13 protein-coding genes and 2 pseudogenes are annotated in these 16,330 nt (G+C 59.9%); 4 read left to right on the top strand and 11 right to left on the bottom strand.

Annotated features, from left to right (window positions below):
* The first annotated feature begins 2 nt into the window (after positions 1–2).
* Positions 3–764 carry a fimbrial biogenesis chaperone gene (locus tag TU74_RS05640; RefSeq protein ID WP_052892911.1) on the top strand — a complete coding sequence of 254 codons (762 nt, stop codon included), beginning with the start codon at positions 3–5 and terminating at the stop codon, positions 762–764.
* Positions 765–776: 12 nt separating this feature from the next.
* On the opposite strand, the gene TU74_RS05635 is transcribed toward TU74_RS05640, so the two are convergent.
* The 7 genes and pseudogenes from TU74_RS05635 to TU74_RS25035 form a co-directional block, all read right to left on the bottom strand.
* Complete coding sequence (locus tag TU74_RS05635; RefSeq protein ID WP_047273305.1) at positions 777–1,424, bottom strand: response regulator; 648 nt, start codon at positions 1,422–1,424, stop codon at positions 777–779.
* 69 nt (positions 1,425–1,493) lie between these two features.
* The gene (locus TU74_RS05630; protein WP_048375541.1) at positions 1,494–4,709 is read right to left on the bottom strand and encodes a hybrid sensor histidine kinase/response regulator; all 3,216 of its coding nucleotides are present in this window, start codon (positions 4,707–4,709) and stop codon (positions 1,494–1,496) included.
* 120 nt (positions 4,710–4,829) lie between these two features.
* Complete coding sequence (gene pvrR, locus TU74_RS05625) at positions 4,830–6,020, bottom strand: response regulator cyclic di-GMP phosphodiesterase PvrR (RefSeq protein WP_048375538.1); 1,191 nt, start codon at positions 6,018–6,020, stop codon at positions 4,830–4,832.
* A complete protein-coding gene (locus TU74_RS05620; RefSeq protein ID WP_048375537.1) occupies positions 6,010–8,841 on the bottom strand; it encodes a response regulator in 2,832 nt (943 codons plus the stop codon). The genes pvrR and TU74_RS05620 overlap by 11 nt, the downstream gene beginning before the upstream one ends.
* Positions 8,842–8,933: 92 nt before the next feature.
* Entirely contained in the window at positions 8,934–9,818 is an 885-nt protein-coding gene (locus tag TU74_RS05615) for a Dyp-type peroxidase (RefSeq protein ID WP_048375535.1), read from the bottom strand.
* A 97-nt stretch (positions 9,819–9,915) separates the two neighbouring features.
* Positions 9,916–10,347, bottom strand: a pseudogene (locus tag TU74_RS25040) (methyl-accepting chemotaxis protein); the annotation flags it as partial.
* A gap of 108 nt (positions 10,348–10,455) precedes the next feature.
* Positions 10,456–11,217: pseudogene (locus TU74_RS25035) on the bottom strand (PAS domain-containing protein); the annotation flags it as partial.
* A 236-nt stretch (positions 11,218–11,453) separates the two neighbouring features.
* Between TU74_RS25035 and TU74_RS05605 the strand changes: the two are divergent.
* Entirely contained in the window at positions 11,454–11,684 is a 231-nt protein-coding gene (locus TU74_RS05605; RefSeq protein WP_047273299.1) for a DUF6555 family protein, read from the top strand.
* Between the two features lie 55 nt (positions 11,685–11,739).
* Here TU74_RS05605 and TU74_RS23325 read toward each other — a convergent pair whose 3' ends face one another.
* The gene (locus tag TU74_RS23325) at positions 11,740–11,904 is read right to left on the bottom strand and encodes a metallothionein (RefSeq protein ID WP_080960279.1); all 165 of its coding nucleotides are present in this window, start codon (positions 11,902–11,904) and stop codon (positions 11,740–11,742) included.
* Between the two features lie 212 nt (positions 11,905–12,116).
* Here TU74_RS23325 and TU74_RS05600 point away from each other — a divergent pair, with 212 nt between their 5' ends.
* Positions 12,117–13,535 carry a short-chain fatty acid transporter gene (locus TU74_RS05600; protein WP_047282063.1) on the top strand — a complete coding sequence of 473 codons (1,419 nt, stop codon included), beginning with the start codon at positions 12,117–12,119 and terminating at the stop codon, positions 13,533–13,535.
* A gap of 53 nt (positions 13,536–13,588) precedes the next feature.
* On the opposite strand, the gene can is transcribed toward TU74_RS05600, so the two are convergent.
* Complete coding sequence (gene can, locus TU74_RS05595) at positions 13,589–14,233, bottom strand: carbonate dehydratase (RefSeq protein WP_048375532.1); 645 nt, start codon at positions 14,231–14,233, stop codon at positions 13,589–13,591.
* 299 nt (positions 14,234–14,532) lie between these two features.
* On the opposite strand from can, the gene TU74_RS05590 reads away from it, so the two are divergent.
* Positions 14,533–14,946: a hypothetical protein gene (locus tag TU74_RS05590; protein ID WP_048375531.1), complete on the top strand. Its 414-nt coding sequence runs from the start codon at positions 14,533–14,535 to the stop codon at positions 14,944–14,946.
* Positions 14,947–15,065: 119 nt separating this feature from the next.
* Here TU74_RS05590 and rimI read toward each other — a convergent pair whose 3' ends face one another.
* Positions 15,066–15,518 carry a ribosomal protein S18-alanine N-acetyltransferase gene (gene rimI, locus TU74_RS05585; protein ID WP_047281800.1) on the bottom strand — a complete coding sequence of 151 codons (453 nt, stop codon included), beginning with the start codon at positions 15,516–15,518 and terminating at the stop codon, positions 15,066–15,068.
* Positions 15,511–16,287 (bottom strand): hypothetical protein, encoded by a 777-nt coding sequence (locus TU74_RS05580; RefSeq protein ID WP_048375529.1) that lies wholly within the window; start codon positions 16,285–16,287, stop codon positions 15,511–15,513. Before TU74_RS05580 ends, rimI begins: the two co-directional genes overlap by 8 nt.
* Between the last annotated feature and the right edge of the window lie 43 nt (positions 16,288–16,330).

Genomic DNA, 16,330 nt, shown 5'->3' with positions numbered 1-16,330 from the left:
TCATGACTCAAAAAATAACCCTCATCCTCACGCGCCTGATGCTGATCGGCCTGCTGTTTGTGTTCATTCTCCCGGCGCAGGCGGGCGTCATGGCGTCCCGCACGCGGGTGATTTACGAACAAGGGCAAACCGAACGTTCGCTGATGCTGGCCAACATCAACCCCTATCCGGTGGTGGTGCAAACCTGGGTCAATGATGGCGAAGATCAGCAAGCCCCCGAGAAAAGCACGTCACCGATGATTGCCTTGCCCTCGGTCTTTCGCATGCAACCAGGGGCGGTTCAGGGGTTGCGCATTCTTTATAACGGCGATGCGTTACCCAAGGACCGCGAATCGGTGTTTTGGCTCAACCTCTATGAAATCGCCCCGAAATCCGGTGCCACGCCCGCCCCTGAAGCGGCTGTAGCGCTGGCCATGAACACCCAGATGAAGATTTTTTATCGCCCGAAAAACTTGCCCTCCACCCCGGATGAAATGCCCGCCAAGCTGACCTTCACGCTGGAGCAGCAGGGCGAACACTGGGTGCTGGTGCTGCGCAATCCGACCCCTTATCACGCATCGATGGCCTCACTGCGCCTGGTCGACCGCCACCAAGAAATGGCGGTGCCGCAAACCCTCGACATGATGGCGCCGCCCTTTGGTGAAAAGCGTTACCCCATGGCCTCCGGCAGCCAGATTAACCCTCAAGGGCTCAACGTCAGTTTTACCTGGGTCGATGACGGCGGCCACTTCCACACCGGCACCGCCCCGGTGCTCCACCCCTGAAACCGCCACGGTTCAAATCAGATTCATACTGATGCAGAAGGTCAGCAAGGCGTGGTCGTTTTCCACATCCAGCTTGCGCATGGCGGAGACCTTCTGCGAACTCACGGTCTTCACGCTGCGGTTAAGCGAGTGAGCGATATCACGCACATTCATGCCCGAGGCAAACCGGCGCAGCACCTCAAACTCCTTGACTGACAGACTGGCAATCCGTGCCTGCACCGCATCTGAGCGCTCGACCACGCTGGCCGCCCCCTGACCGGCTTTGCTGTGCCATTTATCGCCTTTGGCCAACGCACCGAGCGCCAGCGGGATCTGGTTCAAGTCGCCGTTTTTCAAAATAATCCCGCCCACCCCCAAGTCATAGAGTCGCGACAGGATCAGGTTGTTGGTGAGCATGGTCAGCACCAGAATCTTGACCTCGGGGAAGTGCCGGATCAGGTATTCGATGAGCTTGACCCCGTCACCGTAGGTTTCATCCCCCGGCATGCTGTAGTCGGTGACCACAATGTCGGGCCGCAAGCGCTGCAACTGCTCGATCAGCTCTGTGGAGGTCTGAGCCTGGCCCACGATCTCATAACGCTCGTCGCGCTCGATCAGCTCGCTAACGCCCATCAGCACAATCGGATGGTCATCTGCTAATACGACTTTTATTTTTGGCACAGGTACATCCTGTCAAAAGAGCCATCACACGGTGAACGGCTCAATCGGTGGCGTGGGAAAACGAAAATATCAGACAGCGGCGACGGCGCGTTTGATACGCGCCAACAACACCTCGATCTGATTGTGCAAAGACTCATCCAGTACATGACCTTCGAGGCGGCGCTCAAGTTCGCCGCAACCTTCGGCCAGCGCATGGGCCTGAACCACGGCCAGCGCACCACGGATGCAATGCAGCCGCGCTTTGAGTGCGTCACTGTCACGCCCCGTCAACGCTTGCTGCGCGGTGGTGATGTCCGCGCCCATGGTGTTGATAAACAAGTCACGCATGCGCGCACTGACCACAATCGGGGCGTCGGCGGGCGCGTGATCATGCCCCATTGCAACGGTTTTGGCCTCCGGCAACGCGTCTGGCGTGCCGATGTCGCACGCGCGGTTCAGCTCGGTCCATAACGTTTGCAAGGTCATGGGTTTGACCATCCGTGCGTTCATGCCGACGGCGATACACCGCTCGCCTTCCTCGCGCATGGCGTTGGCAGTCACCCCGATGATGGGGATGTGGGCATCCTGCTGGCGAATGGCACCGGCCAGTTCGTAACCGTTCATGATCGGCATGTTGACGTCAGTCAGCACCACGTCGAAGGCGTCCGGTGACCACAGGCTGAGCGCTTCCTGCCCGTGGGACGCCAGCACCACGCGACAGCCCAGCTCTTCAAGTTGCTCTTTGAGGATGGTCTGGTTGATCGGGTTGTCTTCGGCCACCAGCACGCGCAGCGCCAGCTTCTCGCGGATCAAAGGCACCCGCCCGGTGTCGGCAGCGACCCGCCCGAGTTGGGCCAGCATCACCGCCCGTGCCAGCCCACGGATCATGTGCACACCCACTTGCCAGCCCTGGGGCGTGTGCTCGGGCTGCCCGGCACCCGGCACGCCAATCACGCGCGGGCCGTCCCATTCCAGCGACCCATGACGGCCGGGCAGCAAATCCACTAACACCGCGCCCGGCGACAGGTTGATCGGCCCGGCAGACGCCACCAAGGCCTGTGCGCCCCAGCGGTTCAACCAGCCGCAGGTGGTTTCGGCCAGCTCGGTGACCGGTGCGCGCACGTACACCGGCGTCGGACGCAACTGCAAGTCACTGACGGCCGGTAATGTTCCCTCCAGAATCGGCATGCTCAGCAGCAAACTGAAACTACTGCCCAGGCCCGGCTCACTGACCACGCGCAGTTGCCCGCCCATCAACTCGGACAGGCGCATGCAGATCGACAGTCCAAGCCCTGTGCCGCCTGCCGAGTGGCCGTTGAACACTTGATAAAACGGTTCGAACAAGCGCTGCTGCTGGGCTTCGGAAATCCCCACGCCGGTGTCGGTGACTTGCCATTGCAAGGTCACGTGCTGGGTGTCGCGCTGCACCACTTTGAGGCGCAGCACCACGCGGCCATAGTCCGTGAACTTGATCGCGTTGTTGAGCAGGTTATTAAGGATCTGGCGGATGCGCGACTGGTCGCCATCCAACTGATCGGGCACCTGGGGGTCAATGCAGGCATAGATTTGCAGCCCCTTGCCTTCGGCCGCTGCAGCGTAGGCATCCACCACGTCCTCGACCATGTCGAGCGGGCAGAACCGCCCCGGCTCCAGCGCCATTTGCCCCGCCTCAATCTTCGACACATCCAGGATGTCGCTGATCAACTGCAACAAGGTGGAGGACGAACGCGAAATGGTGTTCAGGTACACCTGCTGGCGCTTGTCCAGTGGTGTCAATTCCAGCAATTCGAGGGTGCCCAGTACGCCATACAGCGGCGTGCGGATTTCGTGGCTCATGGTAGCCAGAAAGGTAGTCTTGGCCTGGCTGGCCTCTTCGGCCTGTTGCCGGGCGCGGGTCAACGCGGCGGCATCGTCCTTGTGCCCGGTCACATCGCTGAAAGCGCACACAATCACGTCCTGCCCCTGGTAGCGCGTGCTGCTAAAGCTTACGTGCAAGTAGCGCCCGCCCACCTCAACGCACGCTTCCCCCATATCGGCTTGCTGCTCGCGGATCAAGCGTGAGATGTACTGAGAGTTGCCCAGCCATGCTTGCGCCCGTTTGTTGGCCAGCAACATCCGGTTATCGGACTGACGCACTACGCACAAACCGGTGGGCGCGGTGTCGATCACCGCGCGGCTGAAGATTTCGCTTTCAATCACCCGCCGATGCGCCTGCTCGGCCGGGCGCACCACGCGTAACCGATACCAGCGGTTCACCAGCCAGCCCACGTAAACGCAGAGCAAGGCAACGCCGAAAATGCTCAACAACTGCCATTTTGCGTAATGAAAAAAACTGTCATAGCTGATCCGGTACACCGCCGTCCAACGCTCGTCACCGTCGCTGGCGACTTTCATTTCCAGCCCGCTGGAGGTGAAGCGCATGCCGTCGGGCCGCGTGTTGTTTTCATCACGACGCCCCAGCAACACCTCGCCCGAGGGTGCAATCAGGGTCAAATCATCAAACGCCGGGGTGTCCACACTGGTGGGGGTTTCCGACAGGCGCCGCACATTGATCAACGCGGCCAGCAGCACTTCGCGATCATCACCTTCAACCCGCAGAAACCGGGTCGGCAAATTGATTTTTATAAACCCGAACACCTTGGCGTTGCCTTCACTGACATTGCCCGTATTGGCCCAATACACCTGCCCTTCTTGCAGCGCGGATTGGCGCTCCTTGAACAGTTGCAACAGGCCTTTGCTGGTTTCCAGATACGACTCAAGGCTCAGGATCGCCGCATGCCCGCGACGGGCGCCGATGGCGGGCACGGCAAGGGTGAATTCATGCCCGGACGGCAACAGAAACAATTGTGGTGAAGTGACCACCGAGCCTGACCAAAACTCGCTATAGAAGTTGGCCAAGTGCATGCCCAGTGAAAAGGCCGTTTGGCTAACCGTCTCGCTCGCGTCGCTTTGTGCCAGGTTGAAGGGGGTCGAAAACGAAAACTCTTTGCCTTCGTAAATGTTCACCCCGGCCCCATGAAACACCAACGTGCTTTGCAGCGGGGTGATGTTCTTGGTCAGTACATCCTGGGCGTCATTCACCGCACTGTTGACGTTGCTTAAAAACAGACGGTTTTCATTCAGGCTCTCGACCAGCCGTGAAAAATGGTAATCGACCTTGTTCACTTCCACGTCCAGCAAACGCTGCAACGCCCACGCACAGGTGCCGACCAGCACGACCGCCACCCCGACCAAAATCAGGACGCCACGGTTCAAGCGCATGGAGCTCAATGCGAGTTTGCCCAGTGAGGTGCTGTCGGTGGTCATGGTACGTCCTGTAATTTACGTGAGGGTCTGACCGGCGCTGGCTCGAAGCTTAGTCGAGCGCAAGCCGGCCGATGCGTGCGGTCTTCACCTTTTAGAAACAACGGGATGCCGAGGGTGAGGTCAGTGCAGTCGCGGCGGTGCGTCTTCGTGCAGCAGGTGGCCGAAGTGGCCCGATGATACGGCACGCGAGATGAGAAAACCCTGCACCCGGTCACAGTTGAGCTTGCGTAACAAGGCCAGCTCTTCCTGACTTTCAACCCCTTCGGCCACCACTTCTAGCCCCAATTGCCGCCCCAGCGCAACGATACTGGCCAGCGCCGACGCTAGGTTCTCGTTTTCCACACACCCGTGTACCAGCGCCCGGTCGATTTTCAACTCGGTGAACGGCGTGGACACCAAGTTGAAGTACGAGCTGAATCCCTGGCCAAAGTCGTCCTGTGCCAGCCCGAACCCTTTCATGCGCAACCGGCAGGCGCCCGCGTAATACTTGCTGATGTCCTGCGTGGTCGAGCACTCCATCAGCTCAAAAGCGAGTTTCGCCGGGATCCCGCCTTGCGCGCGCACGTAATCATGAAGCGCATCCGCCAGGTCATCGTCGTCGAGCAAATGGGTGGGCAAATTGATCGACACCGGGATGTCGTACCCCTGACTGGTCCAGCTCGCCTGGGCAGCAATCGTTTGCTTGATGAACAGCAGCAACAGCTCTTTTTCCAGGCCCAGGCTCACCAGCGAGGGCAGGAAATCAGCCGGTATCAGCAACCCCAGTTCAGGATGGACCCAACGCGCCAGCGCCTCGGCGGCCACGATATGCCCGTCGTGCAGGGATTTTTTCGGCTGGAACCACGCCTGTAACGCCCCGCTGCGCATGGCGTCACGCAGGGTTTCGCGCTCCAGCACCAGTGGCTCGCGGGCGACGGGTTGATCGGTGGTGATCAATTTATCCAGCGTGGTCATCAACGTACGCACCGCCAGCGGCACGACCGGCTTGGACAACTGCCCCACCACGCTCAACCCCATGCTTTGCGCCACCAGACTGGCGCTGACAATCATCCGCCGCGAAGCCGCGCTCATGATCGCCAGGGCAGGTTTGTGTGGCAAAGACGCCAGCCGCTGAATCAATTGCACGCCGTCCATGCCCGGCATCAGCAAGTCGGTGAGCACCAGATCAAACGGTTGTTTTTGCAGCCACTCAAACGCTTCATTGCCGTCGCGGGCGGCTTCGACACGAATGTTGCCCAGGTCGCGGAACAAGTTGAGCAAGTATTCATGCTGGAAAGGATGGTCCTCCACAATCAGAACGCTATACGGCATGAGACTTTCTCCCGGTTTGCTCAAGGCAGGTAAATAGGGCACTGAGGCCAAAGGGTTTGACCAGGCATTCATTCATGCCCACCGCCAGGCAGCGCTCGCGCTCTTCGTGCTGAGCGTTGGCGGTCGCGCCGATGATCGGCACGCTGCTATCGCGTTGGCGCAATTGCGTGGCCAGTTCATAGCCGTTCATGCGGGGCATGTTGACGTCGGTCAGCACCCGGTCAAAGGTCGACTGTTGCCACAGCGCCAGCGCCTCCAGCCCGTCCGAGGCCAGATCCACCGTGCAGCCCAGCTCTTCAAGCTGATCCTTGAGAATCAACTGGCTGATGGCGTTGTCTTCGACCACCAGTACATGCAGGCCCAGCGGTTTGTAGACACGGGTGCCCGGCCCGACAGGCCGCGCATAGGGGCTCAACCCCTGAGCCTGGCTGACCGCGCGACGCAGGTCTTGCAAGTAGCTCAAGTTGACGTGCCATTGCGGTGTTTCTTGCTCGGGCGGGGCAAAGCAGACATTGCCGCAGGCCACGATCACCGGCCCCGGCCAGTCGGGCGCAAGGTGCTGCTGGTATTCGCCGGGGTGCAGTTCAACCAGCACGGCGCTGCTGTCGCTGATGTCCATGCCCGCCCGCAACACTTGCGCCCTCGCGCCCCAGCGGCGCAACCAGCCACAGATGTTCTCGGCCATTTCCTGCATCGACGACACCACAAACACCGTTTCTGGCAACAACTCGACCAGTGCACTCACGGGCGTCGCGTTGCTCTGCTCAAGGGGCAGGCTCAAGGTAAAGCTGCTGCCGAGCCCCGGCTCGCTGACCACCCGCATGCTGCCGCTCATCAGGTACGTCAAGCGCTGACAAATCGACAGGCCCAGCCCGGTGCCGGTAATCACATTGGCGCGGTTGCCGGTCTGGTAAAACGGGTCGAACAGGAACGGCTGGTCTTGCTGCGCGATCCCCTGCCCGGTGTCCGTGACTTGCCACAGCACGGTGACGCGCTCGTCGATCCGGCTTTGCACGTTGACCCGCACCACGATCTGCCCGCTTTCGGTGAATTTGACCGCGTTGCTCAACAGGTTGTTGAGGATCTGCCGGATCCGCGGGCCATCTCCGATCAGTTGATCGGGCAAGTGCGGGTCGATGTGTGCGTACAACTGTAACCCCTTGCTTTGCGCAGCGGCCGAATAGCCGTTGACCACCTCTTGAATCAGGTCCAGCGGTGCGAATTCATTGACTTCCAGCGCCAATTGCCCGGCCTCGATTTTCGACACGTCGAGCACGTCGCAAATCAACTGCAACAAGGTCGACGACGAATTCTGAATGGCGTGCAGGTATTCCTGTTGCCGCGGGTTGAGCTGGGTGCGGCCCAACAATTCCAGGGTGCCCAGCGCGCCATATAAAGGTGTGCGGATTTCATGGCTCATGGTGGCGAGGAACAGGGTTTTGGCTTCATTGGCCTTGTCAGCCTCTCGCTTGGCCTGCTCCAGCGCCAGTTCGACTTCCTTGTGCGCACTGATATCGCTGAATGCACACAGCAACACGTCTTCACCCTTGTAACGGGTGGCGACAAAACTGATGTGCAGATGACGCCCCGCCACCGAAAATTCATCGATGCGGTGAATGCCGTCGTTGTTGTACGCGTGATCGATCCATTCATGGCACAGCTCATCGCGTTCACGGCCGCGCCCCAGCCAATGCTGGGCGAGGGTGTTTTCCAGCACCACGGCACCGTTGGCGCGACGCAGCACACACAACGCGACAGGGGCGGTCTGGATCACCGCGCGGCTGAACGCCTCGCTTTCGATCAGGGCCTGTTTGCGGTAAATCGCCGGGGTGATTAACTGCCGCTCAATGCGCCGCACCAGCAAGCCCATCCCGAGCGCACTGCCAAACCCCAGCAGCAGGGCAATCAACAACGGCTCGCGCATGGCCAGCAGCAAGTGGCTGAACTCCATCGAGTACACCACGTGCAGGTCGGCATACCCCAATTGGTTGCGCATGATCAGGTAATCGGGCAACAGCCCGTCGCCGGTAAAACCAAAATGCCGATCACCGGGAAACCGTTGCAGGGCCTGTCGCAGGCCAGGGTTCAAGGCACTGGCGAAGATTTCTTCCCCCCGTGCATTGAGCACGACAAAGTCACCCGCGTGCTTGCGGTCCATGGCCGCGGAAATATCCGCGCCTTCGATCTCCAGTCCGAGCCAGCCTGACGCCGGGTCACGCTTGTCGAGCAAGGTAAACAGGTACAGCGCCGAGCTTTCTGTCATAACCAGATTCGGCGTGGCGTTAAACCAATGCTCACCGGTGACCGTCGCCTGCGAGTGCTCAAGCGCCTTGAGCTGACGCAATACGTCTTGGTTCACTGCCACGGGGTTGAGTGCCGCCTGCGTCAGGCGCTCGGCCTGCAAAGCGTTGCCCGCCTTGACGTACAGCAGGTTTATTTTTTGGCTGCGCAGGTAATCCAGTTCGCGGGACTTTTGCCACAGACTCCACGAATGGACGCCCTGCCCCAACACCAGCTGGAACTCGTCGCTGTCTGCTTGCGCTTCAGGGGGGGCGGGTCTGGTGTTGCGCACCGCCGACAAGCTCAAGTTCTTGAGGAGAATTTCATGGCCGGTAAAAAAGCGCTGGGCTTCGAGAATGGCGCCGCTCATGTAGCCGCGACGCTTGGATATCTCCCGGTCAAAGCTGGAATTCACATAGACATAGAGCCCGCCGAACAACGAAAGCAGCAACGCCACGAAAAAAGAACGCAGCAACGTACGCGCTGCGATTGAGGTCGAGAACGAGGCATCTAACGGACGGAAAAACTGTTTGAGCTTCATGCTGCCAGCCTAGGGAGCCAGCAGCATGTGAAACATCAGACAAACCTTAAAAAAACGGTTCAGCCAAGGCAGGGGGAGAACACCAAAAAGAGTTAGCCCGCGCACACCGCTGCGAGGTCCAGGCGGCCGTCTTTCATCGGTGGGCACCAGTAATAGCCGCCATTGAGCGGTCGGCTGTAGCGGTACAGGCCATCAATGATGCCGTCTTCCATGCCGCTCATGCGGCGCAGTTGCACTTCAAAGGCGTTGAGGCTGCGACCGAAGGCGACAAACATCAGGCCCGACTTGCCGTTTTCAGTCCACGGCATGGAGCGGCGCACGATAAAGGCCTCAGGTGTGAAGCTTTCCTGCGCAGTGCGCTTGACGTGGGCGGACGCTGGCGCGTCGTCCAGTTCCTCGTTGTCGCTCATGCGACGGCCCATGATGTTGTCTTGCTCTTCGGACGGCAGCGCCGCAAAACCGTTCAAATCATGCTGCCACTGCTGGATCGCAACAAAGCTGCCGCCGTCCAGGCCCGGGCCTGCATGGGCAACGATGGCGGCCTCGACCGCTGCATCGTCCACCGGGTTTTCCGTGCCGTCTTCGTAGCCGGTCAGGTCGCGGTCGGTGCCGTAGCGGAAGCCTTCCGTCACTTGCAGCAGGTTGAAGGCTGACGCCAGCGCCGTCTCGATTTTTTGGCTGCGATGCAGCAGCTCGCCACGGTCATCACCCAACAGCCACAGCCACAGGGCGTGCTGGGTCGACGGGTTTTCAACCATGGCATTGAGTGCCGGAAAGACGCGCAAGCCTGGAACCTTAGCCCCCAACGCCATTACCAGCGGCGAGCCAAACCCCGCCACCACGCTTTTGCCGTCCACCCACTGCGACAGAACGTCGAGTGCAGCCGGCAATGCTTCTACTGACTTGAGGGCGAAAAACAGGTAACGCGCTTGCGAAGGGATAGGTTTAGCCAGAATGCTCGACTGGTAGAGACTCATAGAAACTCCTTTGGAAAGCGCAGAGTTTACTCCCAGACGTTCTTTTTCCGTCACTCGAAGGTTACTTTTCTTATGCGCAACCCTCGTGCATCACGACTCAGGTCGACAGTTGGTTGGCGAATTGCCCGACCGCATCCACCACTTTTTGCGCGCCGTCCTGAATTTCGACAATCACCGTGCCCGCTTCCGCCGCCAATGCCAGCCCCTGTTCGGCCTGCAATTTGCCGTCGGCCATCAGGGTCACGGCGTCACGCGCCATGTCCTGGTTTTGACGCACCACGTTGATGATCTCTTCCGTGGCTTTGCTGGTGCGCGAGGCCAATTGCCGCACTTCGTCGGCCACCACCGCAAAACCGCGCCCCTGCTCCCCGGCGCGGGCGGCTTCAATCGCGGCGTTGAGCGCCAGCAGGTTGGTTTGCTCGGCAATCGCGCTGATGGTTTTGACGATGCTCCCAATCACTTGCGACTGGTCGTTAAGGGCTTCGATGCCATCGCCGGCCTGCTGCATGTGTTTGGCCAGATCCCGCATGACCTCAACGGCCTGGGTCACCACCTTGGTGCCGCGCTGGGCGCTTTCATCGGTTTGCAAAGACGTGCTGTAAGCGATACCCGCCGCCTCTGAAACCGCCTGCTCCCGGTGGACCTGATCGGTAATCACCGTCGCGAACTTGACCACTTTGTACAGGGTGTTATTGGCGTCACGCACAGGGTTGTACGAGGCTTCAAGCCAGACGTCACGGCCATGGCTGTCAACGCGCTGAAAACGCCCGGCAACAAATTCACCGGCAATGAGCCGCTTCCAGAACGCCTCGTATTCAGCGCTGTTCTGCTCCTGAGCCGTGCAAAACAGGCTGTGATGCTTGCCCTGAATTTGCGCCAGGGTGTACCCCATGCCGTGCAGAAAACGATCGTTGGCCGTCAGCACTTCGCCAGCGAGGTTGAACTCGATCACGGCCGTGGAACGCAACAGGGCACTCATCAGGTTTTCGTGGTCGCGGGAGGTTTCGATGGTGCGCGTCAGGTCGCTGGAGAAAATCGAAATCCGCAGCACACGCCCGCTGGAATCCAGAATCGGCTGCATGATCGAGCGCAGCCATGCCTCCTGGCCATTGCCGCGCAACAAACGCACGGTGCCGCTGAAATGCTCGTTGCGGGTCATCGCCGTTTTGAACCGACGGTAATGTTCGTCGTTTTTCAGGTGCGCAGGCACCAGCTCATCAATGTGCCGCCCCACCAGCGCACTGTTTGCATACTGCATTTCTTGCGTGAAGTTGTGATTCGCCGTCTCGATGCGCCCATCCGCTCCCAGCGAGAGCACCAGCATTTCGCTGTCCAGGCTCTCTCTGACTTGCTGCAGGCTGGACAATTCTTCACGAAGAGCCGCTAGCTCTTGCTTCATGCGTTTGTTAAACATGGGATACCTGAGGGAATGGGGGCTGCATACCACGACATCGGCGTCAGGCCGATTTTCTAGAGAGGGTGAGACGACCGCTCATCAAAAAAATTCACCTTTTAATGGATCCACATCAGTCCACTGGCAGATAGTCCTGAACCGATGGCGGCGACCGTCAATTGGAGTGAATTTTTTGAAAGCCACAGACTCACTTACTCAACACAGGGAGAAATGTCTGAATCATGAACTCGGCAAAATTATTCATTATTGATTACACGCTGCATGGCGAGCCCAAGTCATTCATCATCCGCCACGCCGCGCTGGACAATCTCACGGCCTGGTACTGGGCGGGTTGTGACGCTGGGGTTGAACGCATTGCCCGCAATGAACGCGAAGCCGCCAAAAAGCTCGATCGCGCGCAAATGGAACGAAAAGGCATTGCCAACGTGAAATGGCGCCTGGCTTCAACATGAAGGGCAGTGGCGCAAACGCGCAGTCCACGACTGCGCGAGTCTGCACTCAGCTCATTTAGCGTTTATCGCCGCAATGGCAACCGCTGGATGACGCACACCCCTGACCGTCGGGGTGATGATCGGCGCACGCCTTGCAGCAGTACTGTTTCCCGTCGCGCTCCACGCCTTGGGCACCCACTTTGCAGTTGCAGTCCGGACAATCACACGTTTGCTCTTTCATCGTGAACTCCTTGTAGTCAGGTCGTTACACAACGGCACCATTGCCGCTTACAGGCAGTGACTGTAGACCTCGCGAGTTGGTTCAAAGCGACTGCCCATCGGAAATCCCCGTCGATTGATTTACTGTATTGGCCCGCCGCCGCTGATGCCTTGACGCTCTGAAAGGCTGCGCGCAGGCGTCACCATAATCATAAGAACAACGAGGTATTTCCCATGGCCGCTGAGATTGAATCCAGCCGTTATGCCCGCTTTGCCCTGCGCTGCTCCAATTGGGCGGAGCGCTGGTTCCCTGACTCCTGGGTGTTTGCCGCCGTCGCCGTGATCACCGTGGCACTGGCCACCCTGGCGATGGGTGCCAAACCCACGGATGCCGCGAAGGCGTTCGGTGACGGCTTCTGGAGCCTGATCCCCTTCACCCTGCAAATGTGCTTCGTGGTGATTGGCGGCTACGTGGTGGCCAGCTCACCGCCTGCGGTCAAACTCATCGACAAACTGGCACACGTCCCGAAAAACGGCCGACAGGCGGTGTGCTGGGTCGCCCTGATTTCGATGGTGGCGTCGTTGCTCAACTGGGGGTTGTCGCTGGTGTTCGGCGGGTTGCTGGTGCGGGCGCTGGCCCGCCGCACGAACCTGCGCATGGACTATCGCGCCGCCGGTGCAGCCGCCTATCTGGGATTGGGGGCGGTGTGGGCGCTGGGGCTGTCATCCTCGGCCGCGCAGTTGCAGGCCAACCCCGCCAGCCTGCCGCCTTCGATTCTGGCAATCACCGGGGTGATCCCGTTCACTGAAACCATCTTTCTGTGGCAATCCGGTGTGTTGCTGGCAGCGCTGGTGGTGGTGTCGCTGATCGTTGCCTACGCCACGGCGCCGGGGCCGGAATCGGCCCGGGATGCGGCGGCCTGCGGCGTTGATCCGGCCTTCAGCCTCCCCAAACTGCCGGCGCGCACACGACCCGGCGAGTGGCTGGAATACAGTCCGGTGCTGACCCTTTTGCTGGTGTTGCTGGCGGCGGGCTGGTTGTTCCACGAGTTCTCGACCAAACCGGCAATCAGCGCCATTTCAGGCCTCAACACCTACAACTTTTTGTTTCTGATGCTCGGTGCATTGCTGCACTGGCGCCCGCGCAGTTTTCTGAATGCCGTGGCCAGCGCCGTGCCGACCACGACCGGGGTGCTGATCCAGTTTCCGCTGTACGGCTCGATTGCGGCCCTGATGACCGTGGTCAAGGGCACAAACGGCGAAACCCTGGCGCATCACATCTCCACGTTCTTTGTGCAGATTGCGTCCCACGATACCTACGCCGTGTTGATGGGCGTGTACTCGGCGGTGCTGGGGTTCTTCATCCCGTCGGGGGGTGGCAAATGGATTATCGAAGCGCCTTACGTGATGCAAGTCGCCAATGATCTGGAGTACCACTTGGGGTGGGCGGTACAGATTTACAACGCGGCTGAAGCCTTGCCGAACCTGATCAACCCGTTTTACATGCTGCCGCTGCTAGGTGTACTGGGCTTGAAAGCACGGGACCTGATCGGTTTCTCGTTCGTGCAATTGCTGGTGCACACGCCACTGGTGCTGTTTTTGCTGTGGGCGTTGGGCACGACGCTGACTTATGTGGCGCCGGTGATGCCCTAACCCCTCGCCCTGCCCTTCTCCCTGTGGGAGAGGGGCAGGATGAACCGCGATCGTTAAACGGGATTGACCGGCCGCAAACGGTACTGCGGCGGCAATTGGTCAAGCCCGCTGATGGTCGTGTTCAGGCTCTTCCAGCGACCATCCTTGATCCCGTAGATGCACCCGTGAACCGACAGGCTCTGCCCGCGGTGCCAGGCATTTTGCACAATGTTGGTGTGACCCACGTTGGCCACCTGCTGGATGACGTTGAGTTCGCACAAACGATCTACGCGTTCTTCTTCGGTGGGCAACAGCGCCAGCACGTCGCGATTTTCGTAATACAGGTCGCGGATCGAGCGCAGCCAGCCGTCGATCAGCCCTAGCTGCTGGTCCTTCATCGAGGCACGCACGCCGCCACAGCCGTAGTGGCCAGTGACCAGAATGTGTTTGATCTTCAATACATCCACGGCGTACTGAATCACCGACAAACAGTTCAAATCGGTGTGTAGCACGACGTTGGCCACGTTGCGGTGCACAAACAGATCGCCGGGCAACATGCCGACGATCTCATTGGCCGGTACACGGGCATCCGAACAACCAATCCATAGGTATTCCGGCGTTTGCTGGCGGGCCAGCTTGGCGAAAAATTCGGGATCTTCCTGCTTGATCGCATCGGCCCAGCGCGCGTTGTTATCAATCAGGTCTTGTAGTTCGTTCATGCGGTAAGGCCTCAAGAGTTGATGCTCAGCTTTGACAGCCGACCGGCGGTCGACGTCACGTGGGCAAATGCCAAATCCGGCGATCAATCGGGTGGAATCTTCACGCTTGACTACAGTCCACCCTAGGGTCTGTTGCCGTTTCATAGTAGCCGCGATGAAAACCCACGGGGTTTGGGTGTTCCCAATCAGCGTCTAGCAACGCCGCTCTGAACCTTGCCCGGCTATCTGTGACCCAGCAACGCGGCATGCAATGCAACGCGAACAGCCCCTGGCAAGGCCCCACAGTATGAGGATTTACCATGACCGATTCACGTCGCCCGTTCGGGGCAGAAGAACCATTGGACATCGACGACACCGAAGACCGCATGGGCTCGGTGGAACCGCTCGACTTTGACGACCCTGTGGACACACATGAATCACTGGACGATCTGGTGACCGATGAAGAGTACACGCGCCATGTGGGCGAGCATCGACCGCGCAACCGCGAAATCAGTGGCGCGGCGCTGCCGGGGCGTGATTCCAGCCCGGACGATCTGGACGCCGACATGCTAATACCTGAAGACGGTGCCCGGGATGCCTACGAAGCCCTTGAAGAAGAGGGTGGCGCGGCAGACTGGGATTTGAGCGTCGTCAATGAAGACGAGATCGGCGCAGGTCGTGGCCTGGATGAAGCTGAGCTGGCGGATATTGATCCGGTGGGCCGCAAGGATTAAACGCCCCTCGGCTGACCCTCTCCCCAAGGGAGAGGGGGCATTGCTCCCGTGAACAGGCGGTTGACGCCGGGTCTTGTACGGGTGCCTTTATGGAACGGGTTGTTGCCAGGGGGATGCCGTCAGTCAACCAGCGTACACGCCATGACCACGGCATCTTCGCGCCCGCCCACGGCCGGGTAATAGTCGCGGCGGCGGCCGATTTCGTTAAAGCCATAACGCTCGTACAACTTGAACGCGGCGGTGTTGCTGTCGCGCAGCTCAAGGAAACACTCGCGGGCGTCATGCTGGTAAGCAATGGACATCAAGTGCTCCAGCAATTTAAGCCCAAGGCCGCGGCCCTGGCTTTCGGGTTTGACCGTGATATTGAGCAGGTGCGCTTCATCGAGAATGATTTGCACCACACCGTGCCCCACTTGCTGCTCGCCTTCAAACATCAACCAGATGTGGTACTTGCCCAGCCCGTCGAGGAATATCCCGCGCGTCCAGGGGTGGCTGAAGGCGGCGTATTCAATTTTCAACACGGCATCGAGGTCCGCCTCGGTCATCGGGCGAAAAGTTACAGCGTCACTCATTGATTGGTTTCCAGCGCGCCATCAGCCGGCGCATGGCTTGCCACACATCCGCTTTGCGGTGTGGCTCATCCATTAATAATTCAAGACCCGGCAGCGCCCAGACGCAGCCCAGCCCTTCAATGTCCAGATCGCGGTGATAGGCTTCGGCATTGGCTTGGCCCGCAAAACGCACGGCAGGCAGCCCGATCAGCCATAAACACGCACACTCGATGTCTTCAAGGCGCGCCATCAAAAAGCCCTGTACAAATTCCCGTGCGGCCTCCGGGCCCTGATCGACATTGCCCCGGCGCAGCAAAGGCCAGCGAATCGGCTCGCCAATGATTTGCGGGCTGTCCGGCAGTCCGGCTGCGCGCAGCATGTCTTTGAGCAACAGGTAAGCCGGATCGCGGCTCTGGAACGCGCCGCCTGTGGGTAACTCCACCAGCACCAGGCAGCGACCGGCGCGCAGCAATTGCAACGCAAAACGCGGCGTCGGCAAGGGCACTACTTTGGCCACCACGGGCGCAGTGTCGGCTTCGGCGACCGGTTTGCTCGCTGCACGCGGGGTGACGGACGGGCGTGGCACTTCGATCTTCGGGCGTTCGGCAGGCTTGCTCGGCACCGCCGCCACCTGGGCAACAGGCGGCGCCATGACCGGCACTGCGGGCGGCTCGGGGACCACCAGCAGTTCAGGCCGCGACGGGGCGGCGAACGGCAATTCGGTGCGCGGTAACCAGGTGACCACCTGCATGGCAGTCAAATAAGCGCGGCGGCGGGACTCGTTCAACAAGGGTCGGCCATCTGTGGATAACAAAAGAACGGGGATTCTACCG

Source organism: Pseudomonas lundensis (assembly GCF_001042985.1).
Lineage (GTDB): Bacteria > Pseudomonadota > Gammaproteobacteria > Pseudomonadales > Pseudomonadaceae > Aquipseudomonas > Aquipseudomonas lundensis.
Note: the sequence above shows the minus strand (reverse complement) of the source record. Positions and strands in the feature narration are given on the sequence as shown.

Excerpts from the sequence above, each read along its gene's own strand:
- TU74_RS05640 (WP_052892911.1), top strand. The coding sequence starts at position 3 with ATGACTCAAAAAATAACCCTCATCCTCACGCGCCTGATGCTGATCGGC.
- TU74_RS05630 (WP_048375541.1), bottom strand. The coding sequence starts at position 4,709 with ATGACCACCGACAGCACCTCACTGGGCAAACTCGCATTGAGCTCCATG.
- pvrR (WP_048375538.1), bottom strand. The coding sequence starts at position 6,020 with ATGCCGTATAGCGTTCTGATTGTGGAGGACCATCCTTTCCAGCATGAA.
- TU74_RS05620 (WP_048375537.1), bottom strand. The coding sequence starts at position 8,841 with ATGAAGCTCAAACAGTTTTTCCGTCCGTTAGATGCCTCGTTCTCGACC.
- TU74_RS05615 (WP_048375535.1), bottom strand. The coding sequence starts at position 9,818 with ATGAGTCTCTACCAGTCGAGCATTCTGGCTAAACCTATCCCTTCGCAA.
- TU74_RS05605 (WP_047273299.1), top strand. The coding sequence starts at position 11,454 with ATGAACTCGGCAAAATTATTCATTATTGATTACACGCTGCATGGCGAG.
- TU74_RS23325 (WP_080960279.1), bottom strand. The coding sequence starts at position 11,904 with ATGAAAGAGCAAACGTGTGATTGTCCGGACTGCAACTGCAAAGTGGGT.
- TU74_RS05600 (WP_047282063.1), top strand. The coding sequence starts at position 12,117 with ATGGCCGCTGAGATTGAATCCAGCCGTTATGCCCGCTTTGCCCTGCGC.
- can (WP_048375532.1), bottom strand. The coding sequence starts at position 14,233 with ATGAACGAACTACAAGACCTGATTGATAACAACGCGCGCTGGGCCGAT.
- TU74_RS05590 (WP_048375531.1), top strand. The coding sequence starts at position 14,533 with ATGACCGATTCACGTCGCCCGTTCGGGGCAGAAGAACCATTGGACATC.
- rimI (WP_047281800.1), bottom strand. The coding sequence starts at position 15,518 with ATGAGTGACGCTGTAACTTTTCGCCCGATGACCGAGGCGGACCTCGAT.